Source organism: Sulfitobacter aquimarinus (genome assembly GCF_040149565.1).
Taxonomy (GTDB): Bacteria; Pseudomonadota; Alphaproteobacteria; order Rhodobacterales; family Rhodobacteraceae; genus Sulfitobacter; species Sulfitobacter aquimarinus.
In genome coordinates this window covers 379018-403071 of record NZ_JBEFLO010000003.1, presented here as the reverse complement: position 1 = coordinate 403071, position 24054 = coordinate 379018, and the positions used below count along the sequence as shown (strand labels likewise).

Annotated in this window: 23 protein-coding genes; 9 read left to right on the top strand and 14 right to left on the bottom strand. The window is 60.5% G+C overall.

Features of this window, described 5'->3' with window-relative positions; genetic code table 11:
• Positions 1-8: 8 nt before the first annotated feature.
• From ABMC88_RS08990 to ABMC88_RS08980, 3 genes are all read right to left on the bottom strand, one after another.
• Positions 9-3077: a DNA translocase FtsK gene (locus tag ABMC88_RS08990; protein ID WP_349576529.1), complete on the bottom strand. Its 3069-nt coding sequence runs from the start codon at positions 3075-3077 to the stop codon at positions 9-11.
• Between the two features lie 12 nt (positions 3078-3089).
• Positions 3090-4277, bottom strand: a complete 1188-nt coding sequence (locus ABMC88_RS08985) for an aminotransferase class I/II-fold pyridoxal phosphate-dependent enzyme (RefSeq protein WP_349576528.1) — start codon at positions 4275-4277, stop codon at positions 3090-3092.
• Between the two features lie 117 nt (positions 4278-4394).
• A complete protein-coding gene (locus tag ABMC88_RS08980; RefSeq protein WP_349576527.1) occupies positions 4395-5723 on the bottom strand; it encodes an amidase in 1329 nt (442 codons plus the stop codon).
• Positions 5724-5810: 87 nt separating this feature from the next.
• Here ABMC88_RS08980 and ABMC88_RS08975 point away from each other — a divergent pair, with 87 nt between their 5' ends.
• Positions 5811-7037 carry an FAD-dependent monooxygenase gene (locus ABMC88_RS08975; protein ID WP_349576526.1) on the top strand — a complete coding sequence of 409 codons (1227 nt, stop codon included), beginning with the start codon at positions 5811-5813 and terminating at the stop codon, positions 7035-7037.
• Positions 7038-7100: 63 nt separating this feature from the next.
• On the opposite strand, the gene ABMC88_RS08970 is transcribed toward ABMC88_RS08975, so the two are convergent.
• From ABMC88_RS08970 to ABMC88_RS08950, 5 genes are all read right to left on the bottom strand, one after another.
• The gene (locus ABMC88_RS08970) at positions 7101-7286 is read right to left on the bottom strand and encodes a Trm112 family protein (RefSeq protein ID WP_349576525.1); all 186 of its coding nucleotides are present in this window, start codon (positions 7284-7286) and stop codon (positions 7101-7103) included.
• Positions 7283-7927 carry an LON peptidase substrate-binding domain-containing protein gene (locus tag ABMC88_RS08965; protein WP_349576524.1) on the bottom strand — a complete coding sequence of 215 codons (645 nt, stop codon included), beginning with the start codon at positions 7925-7927 and terminating at the stop codon, positions 7283-7285. The genes ABMC88_RS08970 and ABMC88_RS08965 overlap by 4 nt, the downstream gene beginning before the upstream one ends.
• 26 nt (positions 7928-7953) lie before the next feature.
• Positions 7954-8871: a tetratricopeptide repeat protein gene (locus ABMC88_RS08960; RefSeq protein WP_349576523.1), complete on the bottom strand. Its 918-nt coding sequence runs from the start codon at positions 8869-8871 to the stop codon at positions 7954-7956.
• 79 nt (positions 8872-8950) lie between these two features.
• Positions 8951-9739 carry an exodeoxyribonuclease III gene (locus tag ABMC88_RS08955; RefSeq protein WP_349576522.1) on the bottom strand — a complete coding sequence of 263 codons (789 nt, stop codon included), beginning with the start codon at positions 9737-9739 and terminating at the stop codon, positions 8951-8953.
• Between the two features lie 241 nt (positions 9740-9980).
• Positions 9981-10667 (bottom strand): response regulator transcription factor, encoded by a 687-nt coding sequence (locus tag ABMC88_RS08950; protein WP_349576521.1) that lies wholly within the window; start codon positions 10665-10667, stop codon positions 9981-9983.
• A 165-nt stretch (positions 10668-10832) separates the two neighbouring features.
• Here ABMC88_RS08950 and ribA point away from each other — a divergent pair, with 165 nt between their 5' ends.
• Both ribA and ABMC88_RS08940 read left to right on the top strand, forming a co-directional pair.
• The gene (gene ribA / locus ABMC88_RS08945; RefSeq protein WP_349576520.1) at positions 10833-11912 is read left to right on the top strand and encodes a GTP cyclohydrolase II; all 1080 of its coding nucleotides are present in this window, start codon (positions 10833-10835) and stop codon (positions 11910-11912) included.
• Positions 11909-12403: a L,D-transpeptidase family protein gene (locus ABMC88_RS08940; RefSeq protein WP_349576519.1), complete on the top strand. Its 495-nt coding sequence runs from the start codon at positions 11909-11911 to the stop codon at positions 12401-12403. Before ribA ends, ABMC88_RS08940 begins: the two co-directional genes overlap by 4 nt.
• Here ABMC88_RS08940 and ABMC88_RS08935 read toward each other — a convergent pair.
• Together ABMC88_RS08935 and ABMC88_RS08930 are read right to left on the bottom strand one after the other, a co-directional pair.
• Positions 12400-13053, bottom strand: a complete 654-nt coding sequence (locus ABMC88_RS08935) for a YggS family pyridoxal phosphate-dependent enzyme (protein ID WP_349576518.1) — start codon at positions 13051-13053, stop codon at positions 12400-12402. The two genes, ABMC88_RS08940 and ABMC88_RS08935, sit on opposite strands and share 4 nt — an antisense overlap.
• Positions 13054-13153: 100 nt before the next feature.
• Positions 13154-14086 carry a porin gene (locus tag ABMC88_RS08930; protein ID WP_349576516.1) on the bottom strand — a complete coding sequence of 311 codons (933 nt, stop codon included), beginning with the start codon at positions 14084-14086 and terminating at the stop codon, positions 13154-13156.
• A 288-nt stretch (positions 14087-14374) separates the two neighbouring features.
• Between ABMC88_RS08930 and ABMC88_RS08925 the strand changes: the two genes are divergently transcribed.
• From ABMC88_RS08925 to ABMC88_RS08905, 5 genes are all read left to right on the top strand, one after another.
• Positions 14375-14872, top strand: a complete 498-nt coding sequence (locus tag ABMC88_RS08925) for a DUF3576 domain-containing protein (protein ID WP_349576515.1) — start codon at positions 14375-14377, stop codon at positions 14870-14872.
• Positions 14873-14958: 86 nt separating this feature from the next.
• Positions 14959-17520 (top strand): leucine--tRNA ligase, encoded by a 2562-nt coding sequence (gene leuS / locus ABMC88_RS08920; RefSeq protein ID WP_349576514.1) that lies wholly within the window; start codon positions 14959-14961, stop codon positions 17518-17520.
• Complete coding sequence (gene lptE / locus ABMC88_RS08915) at positions 17507-17992, top strand: LPS assembly lipoprotein LptE (protein ID WP_349576513.1); 486 nt, start codon at positions 17507-17509, stop codon at positions 17990-17992. Before leuS ends, lptE begins: the two co-directional genes overlap by 14 nt.
• The gene (holA, locus tag ABMC88_RS08910; protein ID WP_349576512.1) at positions 17989-18993 is read left to right on the top strand and encodes a DNA polymerase III subunit delta; all 1005 of its coding nucleotides are present in this window, start codon (positions 17989-17991) and stop codon (positions 18991-18993) included. The genes lptE and holA overlap by 4 nt, the downstream gene beginning before the upstream one ends.
• Before the next feature lie 18 nt (positions 18994-19011).
• On the top strand, positions 19012-19605 hold the full coding sequence (locus ABMC88_RS08905) for a glutathione S-transferase family protein (protein WP_349576511.1): 594 nt from the start codon (positions 19012-19014) through the stop codon (positions 19603-19605).
• Here the strand turns inward: ABMC88_RS08905 and ABMC88_RS08900 are convergent.
• Positions 19602-20786 (bottom strand): TIGR03862 family flavoprotein, encoded by a 1185-nt coding sequence (locus ABMC88_RS08900; RefSeq protein ID WP_349576510.1) that lies wholly within the window; start codon positions 20784-20786, stop codon positions 19602-19604. The genes ABMC88_RS08905 and ABMC88_RS08900 overlap by 4 nt on opposite strands.
• Positions 20783-22120: a mechanosensitive ion channel family protein gene (locus ABMC88_RS08895; protein WP_349576509.1), complete on the bottom strand. Its 1338-nt coding sequence runs from the start codon at positions 22118-22120 to the stop codon at positions 20783-20785. Before ABMC88_RS08895 ends, ABMC88_RS08900 begins: the two co-directional genes overlap by 4 nt.
• A 65-nt stretch (positions 22121-22185) precedes the next feature.
• On the opposite strand from ABMC88_RS08895, the gene ABMC88_RS08890 reads away from it, so the two are divergent.
• Positions 22186-22503, top strand: coding sequence for an HNH endonuclease family protein (locus tag ABMC88_RS08890; RefSeq protein WP_349576508.1), 318 nt, complete (start codon positions 22186-22188; stop codon positions 22501-22503).
• A gap of 138 nt (positions 22504-22641) precedes the next feature.
• Here the strand turns inward: ABMC88_RS08890 and ABMC88_RS08885 are convergent, their stop codons facing one another.
• Together ABMC88_RS08885 and ABMC88_RS08880 are read right to left on the bottom strand one after the other, a co-directional pair.
• Positions 22642-23250: an enoyl-CoA hydratase/isomerase family protein gene (locus tag ABMC88_RS08885; RefSeq protein WP_349576507.1), complete on the bottom strand. Its 609-nt coding sequence runs from the start codon at positions 23248-23250 to the stop codon at positions 22642-22644.
• Complete coding sequence (locus ABMC88_RS08880) at positions 23247-23996, bottom strand: SDR family oxidoreductase (RefSeq protein WP_349576506.1); 750 nt, start codon at positions 23994-23996, stop codon at positions 23247-23249. The genes ABMC88_RS08885 and ABMC88_RS08880 overlap by 4 nt, the downstream gene beginning before the upstream one ends.
• Positions 23997-24054: the final 58 nt, after the last annotated feature.

The following is a 24054-nucleotide window of genomic DNA, read 5'->3' as shown; positions in this document are numbered from 1 at the left end:
GGAGGAGGTTATCCCTGCTCTGGCACAAGTATCTCACGTTTACCCACGTGGTTGGCAGGAGAGACAAGACCCTCGTCCTCCATCTGCTCAACCAGACGGGCAGCCTTGTTATAGCCGATCGCGAGTTTGCGTTGGATATAGGAGGTGGAGCATTTGCGGTCTTTCACCACAATCTGCACGGCGGTGTCATACAGCGCGTCCTCCCCGTCGGTGTTGCCGCCAGTGTTCAGGCCCAGCACCGCGTCGATGTCGCTTTCTTTGTCATCGGACGGACCTTCTACCACACCCGAGACATAGTCAGGCTCGCCGAATTGCTTGAGGTGGTTAACGATTTCCTCAACCTCTTCGTCGCTGACAAACGGGCCGTGACAGCGCACAATTTTGGAACCACCCGCCATGTACAGCATGTCACCCATGCCCAGAAGTTGCTCGGCGCCCATTTCACCAAGGATGGTGCGGCTGTCGATCTTGGACGTAACCTGAAACGAGATCCGCGTGGGGAAGTTCGCCTTGATCGTGCCGGTGATCACGTCCACCGACGGGCGCTGCGTCGCCATGATCAGGTGGATACCCGATGCACGCGCCATCTGCGCCAGACGCTGGATGCAGGCCTCGATCTCTTTGCCCGCGACCATCATCAGGTCGGCCATCTCGTCCACGATGACGACAATATAGGGCAGCTTTTCGGGTGTGTTCTCTTCCGTCTCGAAGATTGGCTCGCCAGTATCGTCGTCAAATCCGGTCTGAACCGTACGGCTGAACATCTCGCCCTTGGCCAGCGCTTCTTTCACGCGGCCGTTGTAGCCTTCGATGTTGCGCACGCCCATTTTGGACATCTTGCGATAGCGGTCTTCCATCTCGCCCACGGTCCATTTCAGCGCGACCAGCGCCTTTTTCGGGTCCGTCACAACCGGCGAAAGCAGATGCGGAATGCCGTCGTAGACCGACAGTTCCAGCATCTTGGGGTCGATCATGATCATGCGGCATTCTTCGGGGCTTAGCTTGTATAGCAGCGACAGGATCATCGTGTTGATCGCCACGGATTTACCCGAGCCCGTCGTACCCGCGATCAAAAGGTGAGGCATCTTGGCAAGGTTCGCCACCACAGGCTCGCCGCCGATGTCCTTGCCCAAGGCAAGCGGAAGGTTCTGGTTGCCATCGCCAAAGTCACGCGACGACAGGATTTCGCGCAGGACAACCTTTTCGCGGTTCTCGTTCGGCAGTTCGATCCCGATCACGCTGCGGCCCGGCACGGTAGAGACACGCGCAGACAGCGCCGCCATGGAACGTGCGATGTCGTCGGCCAAACCGATCACGCGGCTTGCTTTCAAACCGGGCGCGGGCTCAAGCTCGTACATAGTGACAACAGGGCCGGGGCGCACTGCGACGATTTCGCCTTTGACGCCGTAATCATCCAGTACCGTCTCCAGCATACGGGCGTTTTCTTCCAACGCCTCATCGCTCAGATGCAGGCGGGGGACACTATCGACGGATTCAAGCAGGCTCAGCGGTGGCAGTTCGAACCCGGGGTGGCTGTCGTCGAACGATAGCGCGGGCTGTGCTTCGGCCTTGGCCTGTTTGCTTTGCGGCACGGGCTTGCGGGTCATTGGCATGACGACGCGCTTTGGCTCGGCCACAGGGATTTGCGGCGCGGCGGCAACGGGTGCAGCAGCTGGCATGGGTGCGGGTGCTGGTGTCGGTTCAGGCGGCGCAACGGGCAGGTCTTCGGCGACGACCTGCGGCTCGATAAAAATATTCGTCTCGTCCAGCGCGTAGTCGTCATAGGCTTCGGTCACCGCGTCATAGCTCTCGGACGGAGTGGGATCGTCGTATACGGGGGCGGGCGGTGCAGTCGGGATAACCCGCGCGGTCAGCTTTGGTTGCGGTGCGGTCGGCGCCACAGCCGCGGCGGCGGTCAAAGGCGGCTCTGCCCGCGCGGTATTGAGCAACAGCGGGTCAGGACCACGGCCCCGCCCCCGCGTCAAAGGCGCAGTCGCAGGCACATGCACGGCATTGGTGGTGCGCACGCGGTTTTTGATTACATCCGAAATCTTGGTCTTGATGCGGTCGGTATCCGGGGCTTGCACAGGCTCTGGCGCAAGCGCTGTCTCGACCAACTCAGGCTCTGGCATGACATCGGGGCGTTTGATCAGGCCGGGCATACGGGCCAACAGGCTTTTCTTGGCTTCCAGATCGGCGGCGGGGTCGGTTTCCACTTCCAACTCTGGCGCATATTCGGGCTCCGCCGCGACGACACGGCTGGAGATAATTTTGGGCATACGGGCGGCGGCAGGGGCGACCTGGGCCTCTGCGCGGGCCTCGGCCTCGGCGTATTCCGACAGTTGCTGTGCTTCGGCTTGACGCTGCGCGCGGCGCTCTGCCTGTTTGGCTTGCAACCCCTGGGCAGCACCCATCGCACCGGACGCACCACGCCCCAGAAGGTTCATCAGCATCGCATAGGCCATGATCGTGCCGACCAGCAGGAAACGACCAAAGTTCGACAATTCAGCGCGGGTAAAGCCCAGCACAAAGGCGCCAAGTGCTATGATGCCAAGGCCCATGACAAACGACATCAGCTTGACCGTGAAGGTCGACCCGATCGGCAGGATGGTCAGGATCATGCCCATCACAGTATCACCAAACAAGCCGCCCAAGCCAAAGCTGTGGGTTTGCAGCCATTCGGCATTGGGCGTCAGTGTCGCGGCATAAATCGCACCCAAAGCCATCGCAATCGGGGCAAAGATCAGACGGCCCATCGCACGTTCCTGCCCGCGGTGCAGCGCAAAGCGCAGCCCCCAGACCAGCAGCACAACGGCCAAGCCCCAAGCGCCCCAGCCCACAATCATAAACAGCGGAGCGGCAAGAGAGGCACCCATGCGCCCCAGCCAGTTTTGCGCAGGCGCGTCGGTGGCCAACATCCAGTTGGGATCATCGGGCGTGTAACTGCCGATCATCATCGCCGCCATGACACCCAGCACCACCAGCAAAACGCCCAGCAATTCCTTGCCGCGTTTCTCCAGTGCTTCCGATGTTGTGCTGTCCAGCAGCGGCTCGCGGCCGCGTGTTTGATATGCCATTACTCGTCCCTCTTAAACCGCATAAAGACAGTCGCGGATGGCCTGAAGGCCCCGCTCTGTCTCTTCTTTCGGGGCCACAAGGGCCGCTCTTATATATTTCTTGCCCGGATTTTCGACGCCGGGAACGTCTTGGGCCAGATAGCCGCCGGGCAGTACCTTGACCCCTGTTTCACGCCACAGCTTTACGGCTGCGGCCTCGTCGTCTTCCACAGGCAACCACAGGAAGAACCCCGCCTCGGGGCTGCTGTATCCCGCCACGTTGCCAAAGATACGGTCGGCGATGTCGAACTTTTCGGCATAAAGCGCACGACTTTCTTCCACGTGGGCCTCGTCTGCCCAAACGGCGGCAGCGGCTTCTTGTAGCGGCAAAGGCAAAGGCGCGCCTGCGTAGTTGCGCAACTGCTTTATCTCGCGCATGGCGTCCGCGCCCGATGCGCAAAAGCCCGACCGCAGGCCCGGCAGGTTCGAGCGTTTGCTGAGGCTGTGGAAAATTACAACGCGGTTCAGGTCCGCGCCCATCCGGTGCGCCACTTGCAACGCACCCGCAGGGGGCGTGTCGCGGTAAATCTCTGAATAACACTCATCTGCAAAAATGCGGAAATCGTGTTTTTCGGCCAGACGGATCAGGTCTTCCCAATACTGTGCGCTGGCCACAGCCCCCTGCGGGTTGGCGGGTGAGCAGATGTAGACTGCGGCGGTGCGGTCCAGCGTGGCGGTGTCCACGGCATTAAAATCCGGCAAGTGGCCCGTGGCCTCGGTCGCGTTGACCATGACGGGGTCACAATTGCCCGAGATCGCAGCAATCATATAGACCTGATAAAACGGGTTCGGCATCAGGATTGCGGGCTTCTGCCCGTTCTTTGTCTCGGGGCACAGCGCGATGACGGCATTATACAAGCCCTCGCGCGTGCCGTTCAAAGCCATGACCTGAGTGTCCGCATCCACCGGCACGCCGTAGCGGCGGTTGATCCATGCGGCGATGGCACCACGCAACGCGGGCGAGCCATCGTTGGGCGGATAGCTGTTAAAACCAGCGGCATTTTCGGCGATCACGTCAGTGACCCAAGCCGGAAACACATGTTTCGGCTCGCCAATGGTCATCTGGATCAGCGGGCCGCCCCCCTCGTGCACATCAAGAAGTGCACGCAAACGTGGCCACGCATGAGCAGGAAGGTTCGAAAACCGCTCAGGAAAATTCATCAAAACTGCCTCGGATCGGGATCGTTATCGCCCCGTTTCGTCCAAGGTAGCTTAAACGCACGGCCCCCGTCTAGGAAAATTCCGCCAGTTGTCCGCCGCTTGTGGCATTTTGGCCCGCTATGCCAGCGCCGCCTCTGCTGCAGCGCCGATCCGCAGCAATGCTGTGTCAAAATCGGGGGCGGCCAGTAGCATCAAACCACAGCTTGGCGTGGCCGTGGGCAGGGTCAGCCCGCACAGCCCCATCAGGTTGCCGATCCGCGTGTTACGCAAAGCCAGCAGGTTTTCGGTGACATAGTAATCTTCCTCGGCGTTCAACCGCTCCAGATTAGGCGGCAGGATCGGTGCAGTCGGCGCAAGGACCGCGTCATAGCCGGAGGTTGCCTGATCATAGGCCACCCGCGCCGCCTCGAGCTTGGCCCAAGCAGACACATAATCTGCCGCGCTCACATCACGGCCAAGGCGGAAACGGTTCAGGATTTCCTCATACATCTTGTCGGGCGCGGCTTCGATCACATCGCCCCAAAGGCCATAAGCTTCGGCGGTGAAAAGCTGGCCTGACAGCGCCAGCGCATCCGCGACGCATGGCACCTCGATACGGTCAATCTGCGCGCCTGCGGCCTCCAGCTTGGCCACGGCGGCCTCAAACGCGGCCTTCGGCGCATCGCGCAGATTGTCCTGCGCCACCGTATCCAGAATGGCAAAGCGCCGCCCCTTGAGCGTGGCCCCGCGCAGGTCCGGCGCCTTTGTGCCCTCCATCGCGGCTGTCAGCAGCGCCGCATCCTCGACCGAGCGGCACAGCGGGCCGATGGTGTCGAACTTCAGGCACAGAGGCACAACGCCTTCAAGGCTCAGCTTGCCGTGGGTGGTTTTCAGGCCGACCAGATCGTTCCACGCGGCAGGAATGCGGACAGAACCGCCCGTGTCCGACCCGATGCTGGCCGCCGCCAGACCAAAGGCCACAGACGCAGCAGAGCCTGAGGACGAGCCACCCGGCACGGCCCCTTCGTCATTCACGCAAGGCGGCGTGTTGGTCGAGGGGTTATAGCCAAGGCCGGAAAAAGCCAGCTCGCTCATGTGGACTTTGCCCAGACAGATAAGGCCCGCGGCGCTTGCATTCTCCAGCACAACGGCGTCGCGGTCGGGTATGCGACCTTCCAGCAGCTTGGTGCCTGCCTCGGTCACGATGCCTGCGGTGTCGCACAGGTCTTTCCAGCTGATCGGCACACCGTCGAGCAGAGACAGGCGTTGGCCAGATTGCGCACGCGTTGCCGCGGCCTGCGCTTCGGCGCGGGCACGGTCATGGGTGACGCGGGCATAGATGCGGTCGCGCAGCGGGTGCGCGTCGATTGCTTTCAAATAGGTCTCGGTCAGAGCCACCGGATCAATCTTGCCCGCCGCAATGCCGCGCCCTAAATCCGCCGCTGTCATCGTCAACCAGTCTTGCATCGCCTGTCCTTCCCCTGTGGTTCGGCAAAAGGGTAGCGACGCATCGGCACATGGACAATCCCCCGCACGAGGCGATATTGAAAGGCCATGAGTTTTGATACGGATATCGCCATCGTTGGCGGCGGTCTGAATGGCCCCGCGCTTGCCCTTGCCCTTGCGGGTGCGGGGCTGGACGTCACCCTGATTGATGCGCAGGCGGCCGCCCCGCGCAAGGAAGACGGGTTTGACGGCCGCTCCTATGCGCTGGCGCTGACGTCGGTGCGGATGCTGGAGGGGATCGGCGTTTGGGGCGCTGTGGCCGAACATGCGCAGCCGATGCTGGAGATCAAGGTCACGGACGGGCGCGCAGGCGAAGGGCCATCGCCCTTTTTCATGCATTTCGACCACGCCGAGATCGAGGAAGGCCCGATGGGCCATATGGTCGAGGACCGCCACCTGCGCCGTGCGCTGATGGATGCTGTTGCAGGAACAAGCGGCATTACCGTGATGAACGGCACAAAGGTGACGGCCCAAGCCCCCGATGGTGCGGGGATCACGCTGTCGCTGGCGGGTGGCACATCCTTGCGGGCGCGGTTGTGTGTCGGCGCGGATGGTCGCGGCTCTGGCACGGCTGTGCGGGCGGGGATCAAGCGGACGGGCTGGGCCTACGGGCAGACGGCGCTGGTCTGTGCCGTCTCGCACGCCCTGCCCCACCACGGCATCGCGCACCAGTTCTTTATGCCCCCCGGCCCGCTGGCCATTCTGCCATTAACAGATAACCGCAGCTCAATCGTCTGGTCCGAAATGGCGAGCAATGCGGCGCGCATCCATGCGCTGCCTGATGACGAATACCTTGACGTGCTACGCCCCCGCTTTGGCGATTTTCTGGGCGAGATTGCGCTGGCCGGTGCGCGTTATACCTACCCGCTCAGCCTGTCACTGGCGCATGGGATGGTGGCCGAGCGGGTGGCACTGGCAGGCGACAGCGCCCATGGCGTGCACCCGATTGCGGGCCAAGGGCTAAACGCGGGCTTTCGCGATATTGCAGCCCTCAGCGAGGTCTTGATTGACGCGCAGCGGCGGGGCGAGGATTTTGGCGCGAGCGTTGCCTTGCAGCGCTATCAGACGTGGCGCAGGTTCGACAACGCGACGCTGGCGCTGGCAACGGACAGCTTCAACAGGCTCTTCTCGAATGACAATGCGCTGATCCGTATGGCACGCGATATCGGCATGGGGGTGGTCTCTTCCCTGCCCGGCTTGCGCCGAAGCTTCATCCGCGAAGCGGCGGGCCTGAACGGCGACCTGCCCCGCCTGATGCGCGGCCTGCCCCTGTAACCCCCCAAAGCGAGGAGCGTCTTGCAAAGGGGCCGAAGACCCCTTTGAGCGAAGAGCGCCGCCTCAGTTAATTGTCCGCGCCTCATCTATCAACATGACAGGAATGCCATTGCGGATCGGGTAAGCCAGACCCGCCGAGGGCGAGACAAGTTCCTGCCGCTCGGCATCGTATTTCAACGGCTGCTGGCTACGTGGACAAACCAAAGCCTCCAACATTCTGCGATCGAATTTTACGGTTGTGTCACTCATTGCATTACCTCGCCTTCGCTGCCGCCGCGCAGGGCATATTCAATCAAGGTCATCAACGTCTCGCGCCGCGTGGTCAGGGACGGCGCCTCCAGCAACGCCTGCTTATCCTCTGCGTCGAAATCGAGCATCATCGACAAAGAGTTTATCAACAGCTCGTCATCCGCATCCTTCAGCGCCTCCCAATCCGCAGACAGGCCACGCACCTCGAAATAGCGGCCTAACGCGTCCAAAAACGGTTTGCGTTTAAATCCTGCGTCGGTCTCTTCCTCTTCGAGGTCCAGATCGAACCCCTCCCACGACACATCGCATTTGCGGTAGGGGGAAAAGCCTTCAACCTCGCGGGTCACGCGGAAACGCGACATGCCCGCCAAAGTGATCATATAGCGGCCGTCTTCTGTCTCGGAAAACTGGGTGATGCGGCCCGCGCAGCCGATGGTGTGCAGGCCGTGTCCTTCACGCCCCGGCACCACATTGGGTTGCACCATCCCGATCAAACGAGTGGAGGTTTTCAGCGCATCGTCGATCATCTGCAAATAGCGCGGCTCGAATATATGCAGCGGCAAGCGGGCGCGCGGCAGCAATAGCGCGCCGCCCAGCGGGAAGATCGGGATCGTGTCGGGCAGGTCTGCGTGTTTAATCATCTACAGCAGGTAGTGCGCGGACCCGATCAGGCAAATATCAAAGAGCTCAATTTACGGCGGCCGTTCAACACCACGGGATCATTGGCTTTTAAAGCATCAAAAATCGTGAACAGCTGCGTCTTTGCGGCGCTGTCGTTCCAGTCGCGGTCCCGTTTGAACAGATCCAGCAGATGATCCACCGCCGCCTCTGCATCGCCATTGGCATATAGCGCTTGGGCCAGATCAAACCGCGCCTGATGGTCGTCTGCGTTTGCCTCGACTGCGGCGGTCAATTCGGCAACGGGACCGGCATCCGCAGCTTGGCGGGCAAGAGCCAATTGCGCGTGGGCGGCCTCCAACTCGGGCGCTGTCGAAATTTCGATCGGGGCACCGTTCAGCAAGCCTTCGGCGTGGTCCAAAGCGCCCATCGTGATATGCGCCCGCACCATGCCGCCATAGGCAGCCGCGTGCATCGGGTCTTCGCCAAGGATGGCCTCAAACGTCTGCGCCGCGTCCTCTGCCGCGCCTTCGGCCAGCATCTCCTCTGCCGCGTCCACCGCATCGTTGAGCGTATCCGCAGGCCCTACGCCGCCCGATGCCTTCACCACGCGGTTGATAAACTCGGTCATCTCGGAGGGGGGGACAGCGCCCTGAAACCCGTCAATCGGTTGGCCCTTCCAGAAGGCATAGACCGTGGGAATAGACTGTATTTGCAGCTGGCCCGCGATGTTCTGGGCCTCGTCCACGTTGACCTTGACCATCTTCACCGCACCTTTGGCTGCGGTCACTGCTGCCTCCAGCTGCGGCCCCAGCGTTTTGCACGGGCCACACCAAGGTGCCCAGAAATCCACGATGATCGGCACCGTCTGCGATGCCTCGACCACATCGGCCATAAAGGTCGCTTCGGTCGTGTCTTTGATCAGGTCACCGGCGGGGGCTGCGGCGGAAAGGTTCAGGTCCATCATGTCTACGTCCTAGGTCTGCTAAGGGGGCGGTCTGCATCCCATATGTGGTGCGGATGCAGGTTTTCAAAGAGCCTTACGCTTAAACATCGAAAGTTGCAAAAACCGGCGCGTGATCGGATGGCTTCTCCCACCCACGCGCATCGCGCAACACGCGGCTGCCATGCGCGGCATTCGAAATGTCGGGCGTGGCCCACACGTGATCAAGCCTGCGGCCCTTGTCTGCTGTGTCCCACTCTTTGGCGCGGTAGCTCCACCAGCTGTAGAGCCGCCCGTCGGGGATGTCCTGACGGGTGACATCGACCCATTTGCCCGCATCCTGGGTCTGGGCCAATGCCTCGACCTCGACTGGCGTGTGGCTGACAACCTTGAGCAGCTTTTTGTGGTCCCACACATCATCCTCACGCGGGGCGATGTTCAGATCGCCGACGAGGATCGACTTTTGCGGTGCCTCCGCATGGAAAAAGTCCCGCATTTCAGCAAGGTAATCCATTTTCTGGCCGAATTTTTCGTTTACCTCACGGTCGGCCACATCGCCCCCTGCGGGGACGTAGAAGTTATGCACCGTCACGCCGTTGGGCAGCCTTGCCGCCACATGCCGCGCATGACCAAGCTGCGCAAAATCATGCGCGCCCGCAGGCTCCAGCGGCAGCTTCGACAGGATCGCCACACCGTTATATCCCTTTTGCCCTTCGGCAACGATGTGGCTGTAGCCAAGGGCGGTGAACGCCTCCATCGGGATTTTATCAACGGGGCTTTTGCATTCTTGCAGGCAAAGCACATCGGGTGCTTCCTCGGACAGCAGTTTGCACACAATCGGCTCACGCAGGCGGACCGAGTTGATGTTCCATGTAGCGAGGGTGAAGGACATAGGCGCGCTCCTGCGTAAAAGTCGCCGCACCATACCGCGCCGTCGCAGGGGCAACCACCGCAATCTGGACAAAAAAAGACCGGGCACAAAGGCCCGGCCAAGTCCAACAGGGAGGAAGAGTGGAACGCGCCCCCGCCACTCAAATTCGGGGAGAACAAGACAGGGAACTCATGAAAAAAACCTGCCGAGTGCTTGGTGTTACATCCCGTTAACGCACGGACGTCGGAAAAGGTTCCCGCGATCAGATCATTAATCGGTAGCCACCTGATTCCGTTACCAGCAAACGGGCGTTGGAGGGGTCGGGTTCGATCTTTTGGCGCAAGCGGTAGATGTGCGTCTCGAGCGTGTGCGTGGTCACACCGGCGTTATAGCCCCAGACCTCGTGCAGCAGCACGTCGCGTGCGACGACCCCGTCCGAGCTGCGGTGCAGGAACTTGAGAATATTTGTTTCTTTCTCCGTCAGACGCACCTTTTTGTCGTCTTCCGTAATGAGCACCTTCATCGACGGTTTGAACGTATATGGCCCCAACTGGAAGATGGCATCTTCCGATTGCTCATGCGTGCGCAGCTGGCTGCGGATACGCGCCAGAAGGACGGGAAATTTGAACGGCTTAGAGACGTAATCATTTGCGCCGGCATCAAGGCCAAGGATGGTATCGGCATCACCGTCTTGCGCGGTCAGCATCATAATCGGGCTCTTGATGCCCTGCTTGCGCATCAAGCGGCACAGTTCGCGGCCATCGGTGTCGGGCAGGCCCACATCAAGGATCAGCAGATCATAGATCATCTCTTTGGCGCGATTCATGGCGCTTGCGCCGTCGTCGGCTTCGAACACGTCAAAGTCCTCGGTCATCAGCAACTGTTCGCTCAGCGCCTCACGCAGGTCGTCGTCGTCATCTACCAACAGAATTTTCTTGAGTTGCGCCATATTGCTTCTCCAATTTCTATCTCAAAGATATGCGTCCCACAGCGCAGAGCAAGGGCATAGCTTGCCTTCTCACGGGGGCGTGTCAGATTACCGTGAAATGTTTCAATTTGCTTCGGCTTGGCCTAGGTATCATCTGAAACGAAATGATAGATTGTAACATTTGCTATGTCCTTTGCTCCTGACATCTCCGAAGTTCTTGCCCGCGCCCGCGCTGATCTGCGCATGGGCGTTCCGATTGTATTGGGTGATCTGCTGGTTCTCGCTGCAGAAACGCTCAGTGCGGCGCGTCTAAAGGATGTTATGGCGCTGGACGGTGCGGCGATGTTGGCGATCACGGCGCGGCGGGCGCAGACACTCAAGGCGCGGGCCTATGACGGCTATCTGGCGCGAATCGTCCTGCCCCGCGATGCGACGCTGGCATGGGTGCAAAGCATCGCTGACCCCGCTGACGATCTGCGTGCACCGATGAAAGGGCCGCTGGACACGGCACGCGACGGGGATGCGGTGGGCTATGATACCGCGCTGAGCCTGACCAAAGCGGCGCGTCTTTTGCCTGCCGTTCTAACCAGTCGGCTTTCGGATGGGACGGCCTTTGCGCAGGCTCACGGGCTGACCCATATCGACGATACCGCCGCCGCCGCGCATCTGCGCAACCGCAGCCCGCTACACTCTGTCATTCATGCACGCCTGCCGATGGAGGTGTCCGAGGCAGGGCGGCTGCATATCTTTCGCCCCGAAGACGGCGGCGAAGAGCATTACGCAATCGAGATCGGCCGCCCCGATCGCAGCGCGCCCGTGCTGTGCCGTCTTCATTCCGCGTGCTTCACAGGTGATCTGATGGGCAGCCTGAAATGCGATTGCGGGCCGCAACTGCGGGCTGCTTTGGCGCAGATGGGGACAGAGGGGCATGGTGTGTTGCTGTATCTCAATCAAGAAGGTCGCGGGATTGGGCTTGCCAACAAAATGCGCGCTTATTCCCTTCAGGATCAGGGGTTTGACACCGTCGAAGCCAACCACCGCTTGGGATTCGAGGATGACGAGCGGGACTTTCGACTGGGCGCGGACATCCTGCAATCCATGGGGTTTTCGCAAGTGCGCCTGCTGACCAACAACCCGCGCAAGGTGGACATGATGGAGCATTGCGGCGTCGCAGTGACCCAGCGGGTGCCGCTGGCCGTGGGTGAAAACCGCCATAACAAAGACTATCTGGCGACCAAGGCGGCAAAGTCAGGGCATTTGTTGTGACGCCTGATGACATGGTGCTGACACCGCAAGGCGTGCGCTTTGCGGGACGCATGTGGCCGTGCAGCATTGGCAAAGGCGGCATTAGCGGCCGTAAACGTGAGGGCGATGGCGCGACACCGCGGGGCACTCACCGCATTGTCGGGATGCTATACCGTCCCGACAGAATAGCGCGGCCCACCGACTGGGCAAAGCCTATCGGGCCGCTGGACCTGTGGTCTGACGACCAAAGCGACGCCGACTATAACATGATGGTCCGCGCCCCCTATGCGCCCAGCCACGAGGTGCTGCGCCGCGCTGACCCGCTGTACGATCTGGTGATTCTGACCGATTGGAACTGGCCCTATGCGGTGGCGGGGCGCGGGTCCGCGATCTTTATCCACCAATGGCGGAGACCGCTTTACCCGACCGAGGGCTGCGTGGCGTTTTCGCGCCGTGATCTGCATGCAATCGCACCGATGATCAAATACCGCACTCGGCTGATTGTCCCTTAGGCAGGCACACGCTCCCCGAAGATGGCCGAGCCCACGCGCACATGGGTCGCCCCGAACGAAATCGCTTTGGCGAAATCGCTGCTCATCCCCATCGACAGGCCGGTCAGGTCGTTGCGAGCGGCAATCTTGGCCAGCAGCGCAAAATGCATCGAGGCTTCCTCATTCACGGGCGGGATGCACATCAGCCCGCGCACAGGCAGGTCAAGAGCGCGACACTCCGCGATAAACCCGTCCGCATCGGCAGGAAGGACACCTGCCTTTTGCTCTTCTTCGCCGGTATTGACCTGAATAAACAGCTCGGGGCAGTGGCCCAGCTCTTGGGCGAGGCGGGCAAGGGTGGTGGCCAGCTTGGGACGGTCAAGGGTGTGGATCGAATCGGCTAACTCCATCGCCTGACGGGCCTTGTTTGTTTGCAGCGGCCCGATGAGGTGCAGCTGGACGCCGTCAAACGCCTCGCGGAAAGCGGGCCATTTTCCCGCCGCTTCCTGCACTTTGTTTTCGCCAAAGACACGGTGGCCCTGCTCCAGCACCTCGCGCACGCGTTCGTCTGGTTGCACTTTGCTTACAGCGATAAGGGTCACAGCATCGGCGGCACGGCCTGCGTCTGATGTGGCTTTTGCAATGGATGTGGTGATGTCGCGCAATGTCATATTTGGCCTCCTGCTTGGACGCCTAAAGATAACAGTGTCGCGCAAAAGAAAAGGGGCAGACCGAAGTCTGCCCCAAATCAGTTAGGTATCTTCGTTCAACTTAGAAGTTGAAGCGAACACCCAGGTCGAGTGCTGTCTCGTCGCCGAGCGAGCCGCCTGTGGAAACACCACCGCGAAGTGACGTGCCGCCACCCATGTCGTGGTTAAAGTCGATACCGAAGGATGTGTCATCCCACTGGTCCGCGTCTGCAACATATACTTCCACGTTTGTGGATGCGCCTACGTCAAAACGACCGGCCAGAACGATGTGATCGCCTTTTGTGCCGTTGTCTGCGTATGCCAGTGTTACGTCTGCGATACCGAAGGAACCACCAACAGATGCTGCGAACTCGGTGTCAGTTGCGTTGTCGGAGTCCTGTGCACCCAATGCGAATGTCCAGCCGTTCCATTTGTACGCGGCGTGTGCTGCGATACGGTCTGCTGTGTCGGACGCAGATACGTGTACGGAGAAATCGCCGAAGGAGTACATGACTTCTACGCCGTTGTCGCCTGAGGAACCCAGACCGCCGGAGGAGTACGCGTCGCCGCCGAAGTTGTAGGCTGTGTAGTCATAGTTGTGACCGGTCAGACCCAGGTCGATTGGGTACATGCCAGGCATGAACTCAAGCGCGCCGAAGATGTTACCAACACCAACTTCAAGACCACCGGAACGTGCGAAGTAACGAACACCGTTGAACACGGGGCGACCCAGTGTGTTTGTGTTCGGGTCCAGAGCGATTGCGCGGCGTGCGCCGGCATCGTCGCGCTCTTCGCCTTCAAGGCGAACGCGTGCACCGAAAGTCACACCAGCGTCTGATTCTGCTGTTGTGTCGATCTGCAGGCGCCAGCGGCTTGTCAGGTTTGTTTCGTCTTCACCTGAGTCGTTGGACACGTACAGGATACCAAAGCGGCCGTAGCCGCCGAATGTAACGTCTGCTGCTGCAACTGAAGCTGTGGCGACCAGAGCTGTTGTAGCGAAGAGAACTTTTTTCATGAGTTTTCCCTCGGTTGGAAATAATAGGACCCGACCGGGGAATTCCGATCTAGGTATGAGCCTCTTGTGCAGCGACCCCGCGCTTTTGGCAAGAGACGTGAAACGCCGACCCGCAAAGTGGTCATTCATGGTGCAGCTTTGCCACAGTTCCCCTTGGCGGGCGTTTTCGATGCGTACAGGACGCGCGTATATAGAGGCGTGATGCGACAGGCCCCACTTCATACTAGAGCTTGCCCAGCGGGCTTTGCTTGGGTATTGCATAAGAAAACTATGTATAAGGTGGCAGATATGGGGCGGAACACAGCTCGTAACAGTATAGTACTGGTCGCAGCGGCGCTTGCACTTGCGGCTTGCGGGGGCGGGATCAAATTCGGCGCGCCTGCGGCGGACCGTCCGGCGCAATATACAAACCCGAACAATCCAGCGAACATCGAAACCGATCCAAGCAATACGATCTGGTCGATCTTCAGCAAAAAAACCAATGAGCGCACTGTTCTGGTGAACAAGTATCTCTGGAGTGCCTCACTCGAAGTTCTCAACTTCCTGCCGATCCAGACGGTTGATCCGTTCACAGGCGTCATCGTGACGGGCTATGGCACACCACCCGGTGGTGGTCGCGCCTACCGTGCGACTGTTCTTATTGACGATCCCGCGCTTGACGCACGCTCGCTCAACGTGGCGCTGCAATCACGCGGCGGTGCCGTCAGCGCCGCAACCAGCCGCGCGGTTGAGGATGCGATCCTGTCGCGTGCACGCGAGCTGCGGATCACCGATAACAAACTGTAAACGCCCCACTCTATTTCTTGCTAATATCCGACGCCGGGCTTTGTGATGACCACACGTCCGGCGTTGCTGTGTAAAAAGGCCCGCCCATGACCCGCTATTCCCCGTCCGAGATCGAAGCCCGCTGGCAAGCCACATGGGACAAGCACGAGATCTTCAAGGCCGTCCGTTCCGCCGATAAGCCCAAGTATTACGTGCTCGAGATGTTCCCCTACCCTTCGGGGCGCATCCACATGGGCCACGTGCGCAACTATACGCTGGGTGACGTGATTGCGCGTTACAAGCTGGCGAAAGGGTTCAACGTGTTGCACCCGATGGGCTGGGATTCGTTTGGTCTGGCCGCTGAAAACGCCGCCATGCAAAAGGGTATCCACCCCGGGACATGGACCTATCAGAACATCGAAGACATGAAGAACCAGATGAAGCCCTTGGGCTTTTCGCTGGATTGGTCGCGTGAGATCGCGACTTGTCATCCCGACTACTACCAGCACCAGCAGGCCATGTTCATCGACATGATCGAGGCTGGCCTGATCTACCGCAAGAACGCCATCGTGAACTGGGATCCCGTCGATATGACCGTTCTGGCGAACGAACAGGTCGAACAAGGCCGCGGCTGGCGCTCTGGTGCCTTGGTCGAGCGGCGCGAGCTGACGCAATGGTTCTTCAAAATTTCAGACTACTCGGACGAACTGCTGTCCGCGCTGGACACGCTTGAGAACTGGCCCGCCAAAGTGCGCCTGATGCAGGAAAACTGGATCGGGAAATCACGCGGTCTGCAATTTGCCTTCTCTACCGTCAACGCCCCGGACGGCCACGACCAGATCGAGGTCTATACAACCCGCCCCGACACGCTGCTGGGCGCGTCCTTTGTCGGCATCTCGCCCGATCACCCGATTGCAAAGCTGTTGGAGCGTGACAACAAGGACGTGGCGGATTTTGTTGCGGAGTGTCGCAAGGGCGGCACCACCGAAGAAGCGATCGAGACAGGTGAGAAGCTGGGCATGGATACCGGCATCCGCGTGCGCCATCCTTTCGACACCAGCGCCGAGCTGCCCGTTTATATCGCGAACTTCATTCTGATGGATTACGGTACGGGTGCAATCTTTGGCTGCCCTGCCCATGACCCGCGTGATTTTGAATTCGCGACCAAATACGACTTGCCCATCATCTCGACCTATCTGCCCTCCGAGGAGGCAGATGAGACGTTGACCGAGGCTTATGTCCCTCAGAAAACCGAAAAGGTTTTCTACAACCGTGGTTTCGCGGGCGAGCAGTGGCAGACGGGCCTTGAAGCGATCGACGCAGCCATTGCCTTTTGCGAAGCCCAAGGCGTGGGCCAAGGCGTCACCAAGTTCCGCCTGCGCGATTGGGGCCTGTCGCGCCAACGCTATTGGGGCTGCCCGATCCCCGTTGTGCATTGCGACGACTGCGGCGTAGTGCCCGAGAAGAAAGAGAACCTGCCCGTCAAATTGCCCGAAGACGTCACCTTTGACATTCCGGGCAACCCGCTGGACCGCCACACCGACTGGCGCACAACCCCCTGCCCGTCCTGCGGCAAGGACGCCCTGCGCGAGACGGACACGATGGACACGTTTGTCGATTCGTCATGGTACTACGCCCGCTTCACCGCGCCCCATGCCGATACGCCCACGGTCATGGAAGACGCCGAATACTGGATGAACGTCGACCAATATATCGGCGGCGTCGAGCACGCGATCCTTCACTTGCTCTATGCCCGCTTCTTTGCCCGCGCGATGCAGATCACCGGCCACTTGCCCAAATCCGCGGTGGAGCCTTTCGACGCGCTCTTCACCCAAGGCATGGTGACCCACGCGATTTATAAGTCCGAGAACGCCGAAGGCCGCCCCGTGTTCCACTACCCCGAAGATGTGGATCTCAAAGGCGATCAGGCGTTCCTGAAAGAAGGCGGCGCCGAGCTGGAGGTGATTCCCTCGGCCAAAATGTCGAAATCCAAGAACAACGTGGTCGACCCGCTCAACATCATCTCCGCCTTTGGCGCAGATACGGCCCGCTGGTTTGTCCTCAGTGATTCGCCCCCCGAACGGGATGTGGAATGGACCGCTTCCGGAGCGGAAGCCGCCTATAAACACCTCTCCCGCGTGTGGAACATCAGCGACCGGATCGCCGCGATGAGCGACGAAGCCGAAGGCGCGGACAGCGAAGAGCTTCTGAAGCAGATGCACAAAACCACCCACGACGTGACGATGGCGATTGAGTCCTTCGGCTTCAACGCCGCCATCGCCAAGCTCTACGGCTTCACGGCTACCTTGCAAAAGTCCAAAGCCTCCAAAGCTGCCCAGCGCGAGGCCATCATGACCCTCGCCCAACTCATGTCCCCCATGACGCCGCACCTGGCCGAAGACATCTGGGCCACCCAAGGCGGCGAGGGTTTGATTGCAACTGCCCCGTGGCCCGTCGCGGACGAGGCGATGCTGAAAGACGATACCGTCACCTTGCCGATCCAAGTCAACGGCAAACGCCGCGGTGAGATTGCAGTCCCCGCCGACATGCCAAAAGACGAGGTTGAGGCACTGGCCCTTGCCCATGAGGCCGTGATCCGTATCCTCGACGGCGGAACACCCAAGAAGGTGATCGTTGTGCCGGGGCGTATTGTGAATGTCGTTGTTTAACCGCAGATCCTTGCTTGCGCTGCCGCTGGCGCTTGCCGCTTGCGGCTTTACGCCTGTCTACGGCCCCGACGGTGCGGGTGCCAAACTGCGCGGGCAGGTCTTGGTGCAGGAACCCTCGACCCAAGCGGGCTATCTGCTGACCCGTCATCTGGAGACGCGGCTGGGCCGCAGCGGCAGCACGGCGCGTTATGCGCTGGATACTGTCATCCGTCTGGACGAAGACGGGCTTGCCATCAACGCGGCGGGCGACATTACGCGGTTTAACCTGATTGGCATCGTCGAATACGCGTTGCGCGACACGACCACAGGCACGGTTGTCACCTCGGGGCAGGTCGAAAACTTCACCGCCTATTCCGCCACAGGATCAACCGTGGCCACCCTCGCAGCCGAAAGCGACGCGGTTGAGCGGTTGATGGTGATCCTTGGCAACCAGATCACTGCGCGGCTCTTTGCGACCGCCTTACCCGCATGAAACTGGGCCGCCGCGACGGGCAGGCGATGGTCGTCAAGCCACCAAAAGATAAACTGGGCCTGCTGCTTTATGGTGGCGATGCCATGCGCATCGCGATCAAGCGGCAGGAATACCTGAAGGCCTTGCTGGGCCCGACCGCAGACGAGGAAATGCGCCTGACCCGCATCCCCGCCGCCGACTTGCGACGCGAGCCTGCGTTGTTGATGGACGCGATCAAAGCTGTCGGCTTTTTCCCTGGCCCCCGCGCGGCCTTTGTCGAGGGCGCGACCGAGCTTGTCGCCCCGATCATTCTGGAGACGATCAAAGACTGGCAACCGGGTGACGCGCAGATTGTGATCACAGCGGGCGATCTGAAAAATACCTCAAAACTGCTCAAAGCGTTCGAGAGCCACCGCGAAGCCTATGCATGGGGCATCTTCGACGACCCGCCCGACCGCGCCGAGATCGAGCGCCTTCTGACCGACGCCAAGCTGCAAACCGACGGCCCTGCCATGGCCGCGCTGGAGGAACTGGCACGCACCCTTGATCCCGGTGATTTCCGCCAAACGCTTGAGAAACTCTCGCTCTATAAACTTTCGGATGCGGGCAACGCGGTGACCCCCGATGACATCGCCGCCTGTGCGCCTGCCTCGGTCGAGGCGGGAGTGGATGACATCCTGAACATCGTGGCTGAAAAGCAATCGGCGCAGATTGGCCCGATGATGCGCAGGCTGCAAAGCCAGGGGGTGAATGCGGTAACGCTCAGCATCATGGCGATGCGCCATTTTCGCACGCTGCACCGCGTGGCGTGTTCGCCCGGTGCGCCGATTTACGGCGTGCGTGACCGTGACCGCGTGACACGGCAATCGCGTGACTGGGGGATGCACAAGCTTGAAGGTGCGTTGGGGATGTTGACCGACACCGATCTGCAACTACGCTCGGCAGGGCAAACCGCGCCCGCCTTGGCGATCATTGAGCGGACGTTCATTCGGCTGGCCATGTATGGTGCCAGCAAAGGGTAACAGAAAAGGAATTGTGCTTTGTATAAGGTAATCGGCGGCGTCAAAACCCGCGCCTTCCGCGTGATGTGGATGTTGCAAGAATTGGGCCAACCGTTCGAAGTGGTGCATGCCGCGCCCCGCTCGGACGAGGCAAAGGCGTTCAACCCGACGGGCAAAGTGCCTGCCTTGCTGGACGGAGACGCATTGCTGACTGATTCTGTAGCGATCATGCAGTATCTGGGCGACAAGCACGGCGGATTGACCGCCCCTGCGGGAACAATCGCACGGGCGCGTCAGGACGCAATGCTGTTCTGGTTGATTGACGAATTCGACGCGATTCTTTGGGCCGCGGCCAAGCACAGCTTTGTCTGGCCCGAAGACATGCGCGTGCCAGAAATCAAACCCAGCCTGAAGGCCGAGTTTGCCCGCGCCGCGAAAGTGCTGAGTGACAAGCTCGACGGGCCGTTTCTGATGGGTGACGAGATCACCGTGCCAGACCTGTTGGCCGTGCATTGCATCAACTGGTCCATCGGCGCAGGCTTTGATCCTGTGGATGACAAACTGGGTGCCTGGGCTGCGGGCCTGCGCAAGCGCGAGGCCTTCAAAGCGGTCCGCGCCCTCGATCCGGTCTAGAGCGCTGCCAGTCGGGCCGCCGCGTGGTGGCCCGCCCACGCCCCTGTCGCCAGACAGGCCGTAATCAGGTAGCCGCCTGTCGGTGCTTCCCAATCCAGCATCTCGCCCACAACATAGGTGGCGGGAACCGCACGCAGCATCAGCGCATCGTCAACTGCCTCCTGGGTCACGCCACCCGCGGTCGAGATCGCCTCGTCCATCGGGCGCAGCCCTGCGTGGCGCAGCTCAAGCGCCTTGATCACCCCCGCGAGGGCGGCAGGCGCCGAGGGCAAAGGCATCGCCATCTCTTGCAGCACTGCGATTTTGGCGGGATCAAGTTTAAGTGTCTTGCGCAAATGGTTGGTCAGCGTCGCCTTGCCGCGGGGTTTGGCCAGCTTGGCCGCAAGCGCATCTTCGGTCTGGTCGGGCATCAGATCCAGCACCAGCGCATGACCCTCACGCACACCCCGTGACACCGAATAGACGCCGCCGCCTTCCAGACCCTTGCGCGACAACACCGCTTCGCCGCGTGACTGGTATGGCCCGCTGCGCAGCCCGATATTCTTGAGCGCGGTACCCAGATGTTTGCCCATATGCGTGGACCATTCCACCGCAATGCCTGCATTCGCTGGCGCAAAACCCGCCAGCGCCACGCCTTGCGCGGCCAGTATCGGGGCCCATGCGCCATCTGATCCCAACCGCTGCCAGCTTGCACCGCCCAGCGCCAGCATTGTCGCGTCTGCCGCGATGGTCTGACCGCCTTCGGGCGTATCGAACATCAGAGCCGCAGCATCGTCCCATCCGGTCCAGCGCCAGCGCGTGTTAAACGTGACACCCAAACCTTCTAACCGCGCCAGCCATGCGCGCAGCAAAGGCGAGGCCTTCATCGCCACAGGAAAAACGCGGCCCGTGGTGCCTGTAAAAAGCGGCTGCTCCAATTCCGTCGCCCATGCCTGCACGGCATCGGGATCAAAAGCGTCGAGCATTGGGGCAAGCCACGGCGTTCTCTCAGAATAGGCAGCGTGAAACGCCTCTGCCTGCTCAACCTTGGTGAGGTTCAAACCGGATTTGCCCGCCATCAAAAACTTGCGGCCCACCGATGGTTTGGCATCACAGACGGTGACCTGTACGCCCGCTTGCGCCAGAGCCTGCGCAGCCATCAGACCCGCAGGGCCTGCACCAATGACGATTGCCGTGCTCACTCGGACGCGGGTGTGGCTGTTGGAAAGCCACCTTTGATCTCAACCACACGCTGGGGATAGGGGATGGTGATGTTGTTGTCGCGCAGCGCGTTCCAGATCAGGAACAACACATCGGAGGTGTATTTGTTCGGCCCGTCGTCGATCCCGTTCACCCAGAACTCGACCGCGAAGTTGATGCCGCTGTCGCCAAAGCCGCGCAATTCGCAATCGGGCGGATAGGGGGCTGCCAGCACTTCGGCGTGTTTGGAGACGGCGGCTTCGATGATGTCGGGCACAAGGTTGATGTCGGTGTCATAGCTGACCGAAAATTCGGCCTCATAACGGTTGGCCGACCCCGAGTCAGAGTAGTTCACCACCCGCGTTGTGATGAAGTCTTCGTTCGGGACCACAATCCAGCGGCCATCGTAGGTTTCCAGAATCGCGGCACGGGCCGTCATCTTGACGATGGTCCCCGCCTCGCCGCCGTCCAGCTCGACGTAGTCGCCCACGGTGGCCTGCCCTTCGACCAACAGGATCACACCCGAGATGAAGTTCGAGGCGATCTTTTGCAGACCAAAACCCAGACCAACACCAATGGCACCACCCAAGACAGCCAGCGCGCCCAGATTGATGCCCATCACGTTCATCAAGATCAGGAACGCGGCGCCAAAGATCATGAACTCGACCAGCTTCATCAGCAGTTGGCGCAGCGACGGGCGCATTTCCTGCTTCTCAATCAGGGCCGAGGTTTGCCCGTTCGACCACTGCCCCAGCCAGAACAGGATCGACCCCGCAATAACGCCGCGCACAATCGCCATCAGCGAAAATTTGATATTGCCCACGCCAACGACAGTATCTGTCAGGGTGGCACTGACCAGATCGAGCAAGCCAAACGCGTAAAGCGCGGCGATCGGGATCAGGATGAACTTGCCCAACACCTTCAGGAACGGATCTTTCAGGATGTCGCGCACAAAGGTCCGCACAGCAAGGAACATGAACAGGCGTTTGCCAAAGGCAATCACCGCACCGCTGTCGAAAATGGATCGAACGATCTGTTCGCCAATCCCCGTCAGCGCATAGGCCAGCAGCGGCAGGATCAGCGGCAGGAACTGCAACACAAACAGGCGCGGCGCGGTGAACAGGTTCTGCTTTTCACGCGGGTCGATCAGCCGCGCCAGCATCGGCCGCAGCTTGCGCGAGATCAGAACCGCCAGCACATAGGCCCCGACAAGAATTGCGAACTGCGACCAGGCCGCAGGACTCAGCAGCCAGCCCATCGCCAGATCATAGCCCTGAAGGCCGTAACCTGCGATCTGCTGAACGATAGGAGGGTATTGGGTAAGATCGAAATTCATCACAAGGCCCTTGTTTTGCGTATCAACCGCCATACCCTATTGGCGCACACAAAGCGGAGGATCAAGTGGCACGTGCTGCATACCCAGACAGGGAAGACCCGCTTTGCCCGTTATGTGCGCGACCAATTCCCGAGGACGTACCGCAAAGCGTGCATCACCTGATCCCCAAGCTCAAAGGCGGCAAGGGCGGGCCGACCGTGCTGATGCACCACATTTGCCACCGCGAGATCCACGCAACTCTGACCGAGGCAGAGCTGGCCCGCGATTACCACACGCCCGAAGCCCTGCGCGCCCATCCGCGGCTTGCAAAATTCGCCGCTTGGGTGGCAAAGCGCCCGCCGTCTTTCCGCTCAAAAACCGCGGGGGGGATGCGCAAACGGTGAACCTGTGCTAGGGGCTGGGGTAATGCGCCCGAACGGGCCGACACCTTACAGGAGACTATCATGCGTATCGTTTTTGTCCTTGCTTCCCTGCTGATGCTTGCTGCGTGCGACGTGCCTTTTGTGCCGTTGATCTAAACGCTAACGGCACATCGCCTTGATCCCTCGGGCAATCTGCGCGGGGGCGGCGACCGTATCGGCGCATAGATCATGCGCTGCAGCCATCAGGTCATCGCCCTCTATGATCCGGTCAATCAGGCCGAAGGCCAGTGCCTCGGGCGCAAGGATTTTCTGCCCTCCCATCAGGATAAGCTTGGTCCGAGACGGACCAATCAGGGCCGCCATGCGTGCAGGGTCACTGGGTTGCGGCAAAAAGCCCAGCTTCATCACGGGATAGAAAAACTTGGCCGTTGGCACCGCGATGCGGATGTCGCAGGCCAGCGCCATGCCCATCGCGCCACCAGCCAGCGTTCCGTTCAGCGCCGCAATGGTCAGGCCGGGCAATGCTGCAATCGCGCCCGACAGCCGCTCCCATAGGTCCGAAACTGCAAGGCCTGCGCGTGCGGCCTCCAGATCGGCGCCTGCGCTGAACACCTTGCCGTGGCCTGTCAGGATTACGGCCCGCGCCTCGCCCGCGCTTTCCATGATCTCGCAGAGCTTGATCAGCATGTCTTCGGTCAGCGCGTTGGCCTTGTCAGGCCGGATCAGCGTGACGGTCCAGATGCCTGCGTCTTTGCTCAGATCAATCATATCAGGCCCACCGCACGGCGGATGGTATCCTCGCGCAGCGAGATTTCGTCGCCGCAGTAGCCGTCCGCCTCGGGGCTGCACATCCACAACAGGCATTTCGCGGGCCAATCGGCGGGGATGTGATCCTCCCAATTAAGCTGGCTGACGGGGTTGATGCCGGATGCCTTGATGACCCGCTGCATTTGCGTGGCTACTGTGCCGGGGGACAGACCGATGGCGCGGATGCCGTTGGCGGCTTCCTCCAGATGAAGCGAGCGGTTCATCATATTTACTGCCGCTTTGGATGCACAATAGGCGCTCCATCCTTCAATCGCGTTATGCGCCGCGCCCGAGCTGATGGTCAGGACCGAACCGCCGCCATTCGCCTTCATCGCGGGCAAAGCCGCGTGGATGCCGTTGAACACACCTTTGACGTTGATGTCGATCAACTGGCCCCATGCATCGGGGTCTGCACCGCCCAGATCGCTGATCGGGTCAACGACACCTGCGTTATTGATCAGCACATCGACGCTGCCGAATGCTTGCATTGTGGTGGCCACTGCCGATGACATCTCGCCGTAGCGTGCAACATTGCACGGAATCGCGATTGCCTGCTTGCCGATCTCGCCTGCGAGTGCTGCGATGTCGTCCTGGGACCGCGCCAACAGCACGACATTGCCGCCTGCATTGGCGAAAACCCGCGCAGCCTCGGCGCCGATGCCACGGCTGGCCCCTGTAATCATTACTGTTTTGCCAGTCATATCCATGTGAAATCTCCTTGTAATTGGGGGTTATGTCCAATTGTTACCCGCAAGGTAGCGCGGC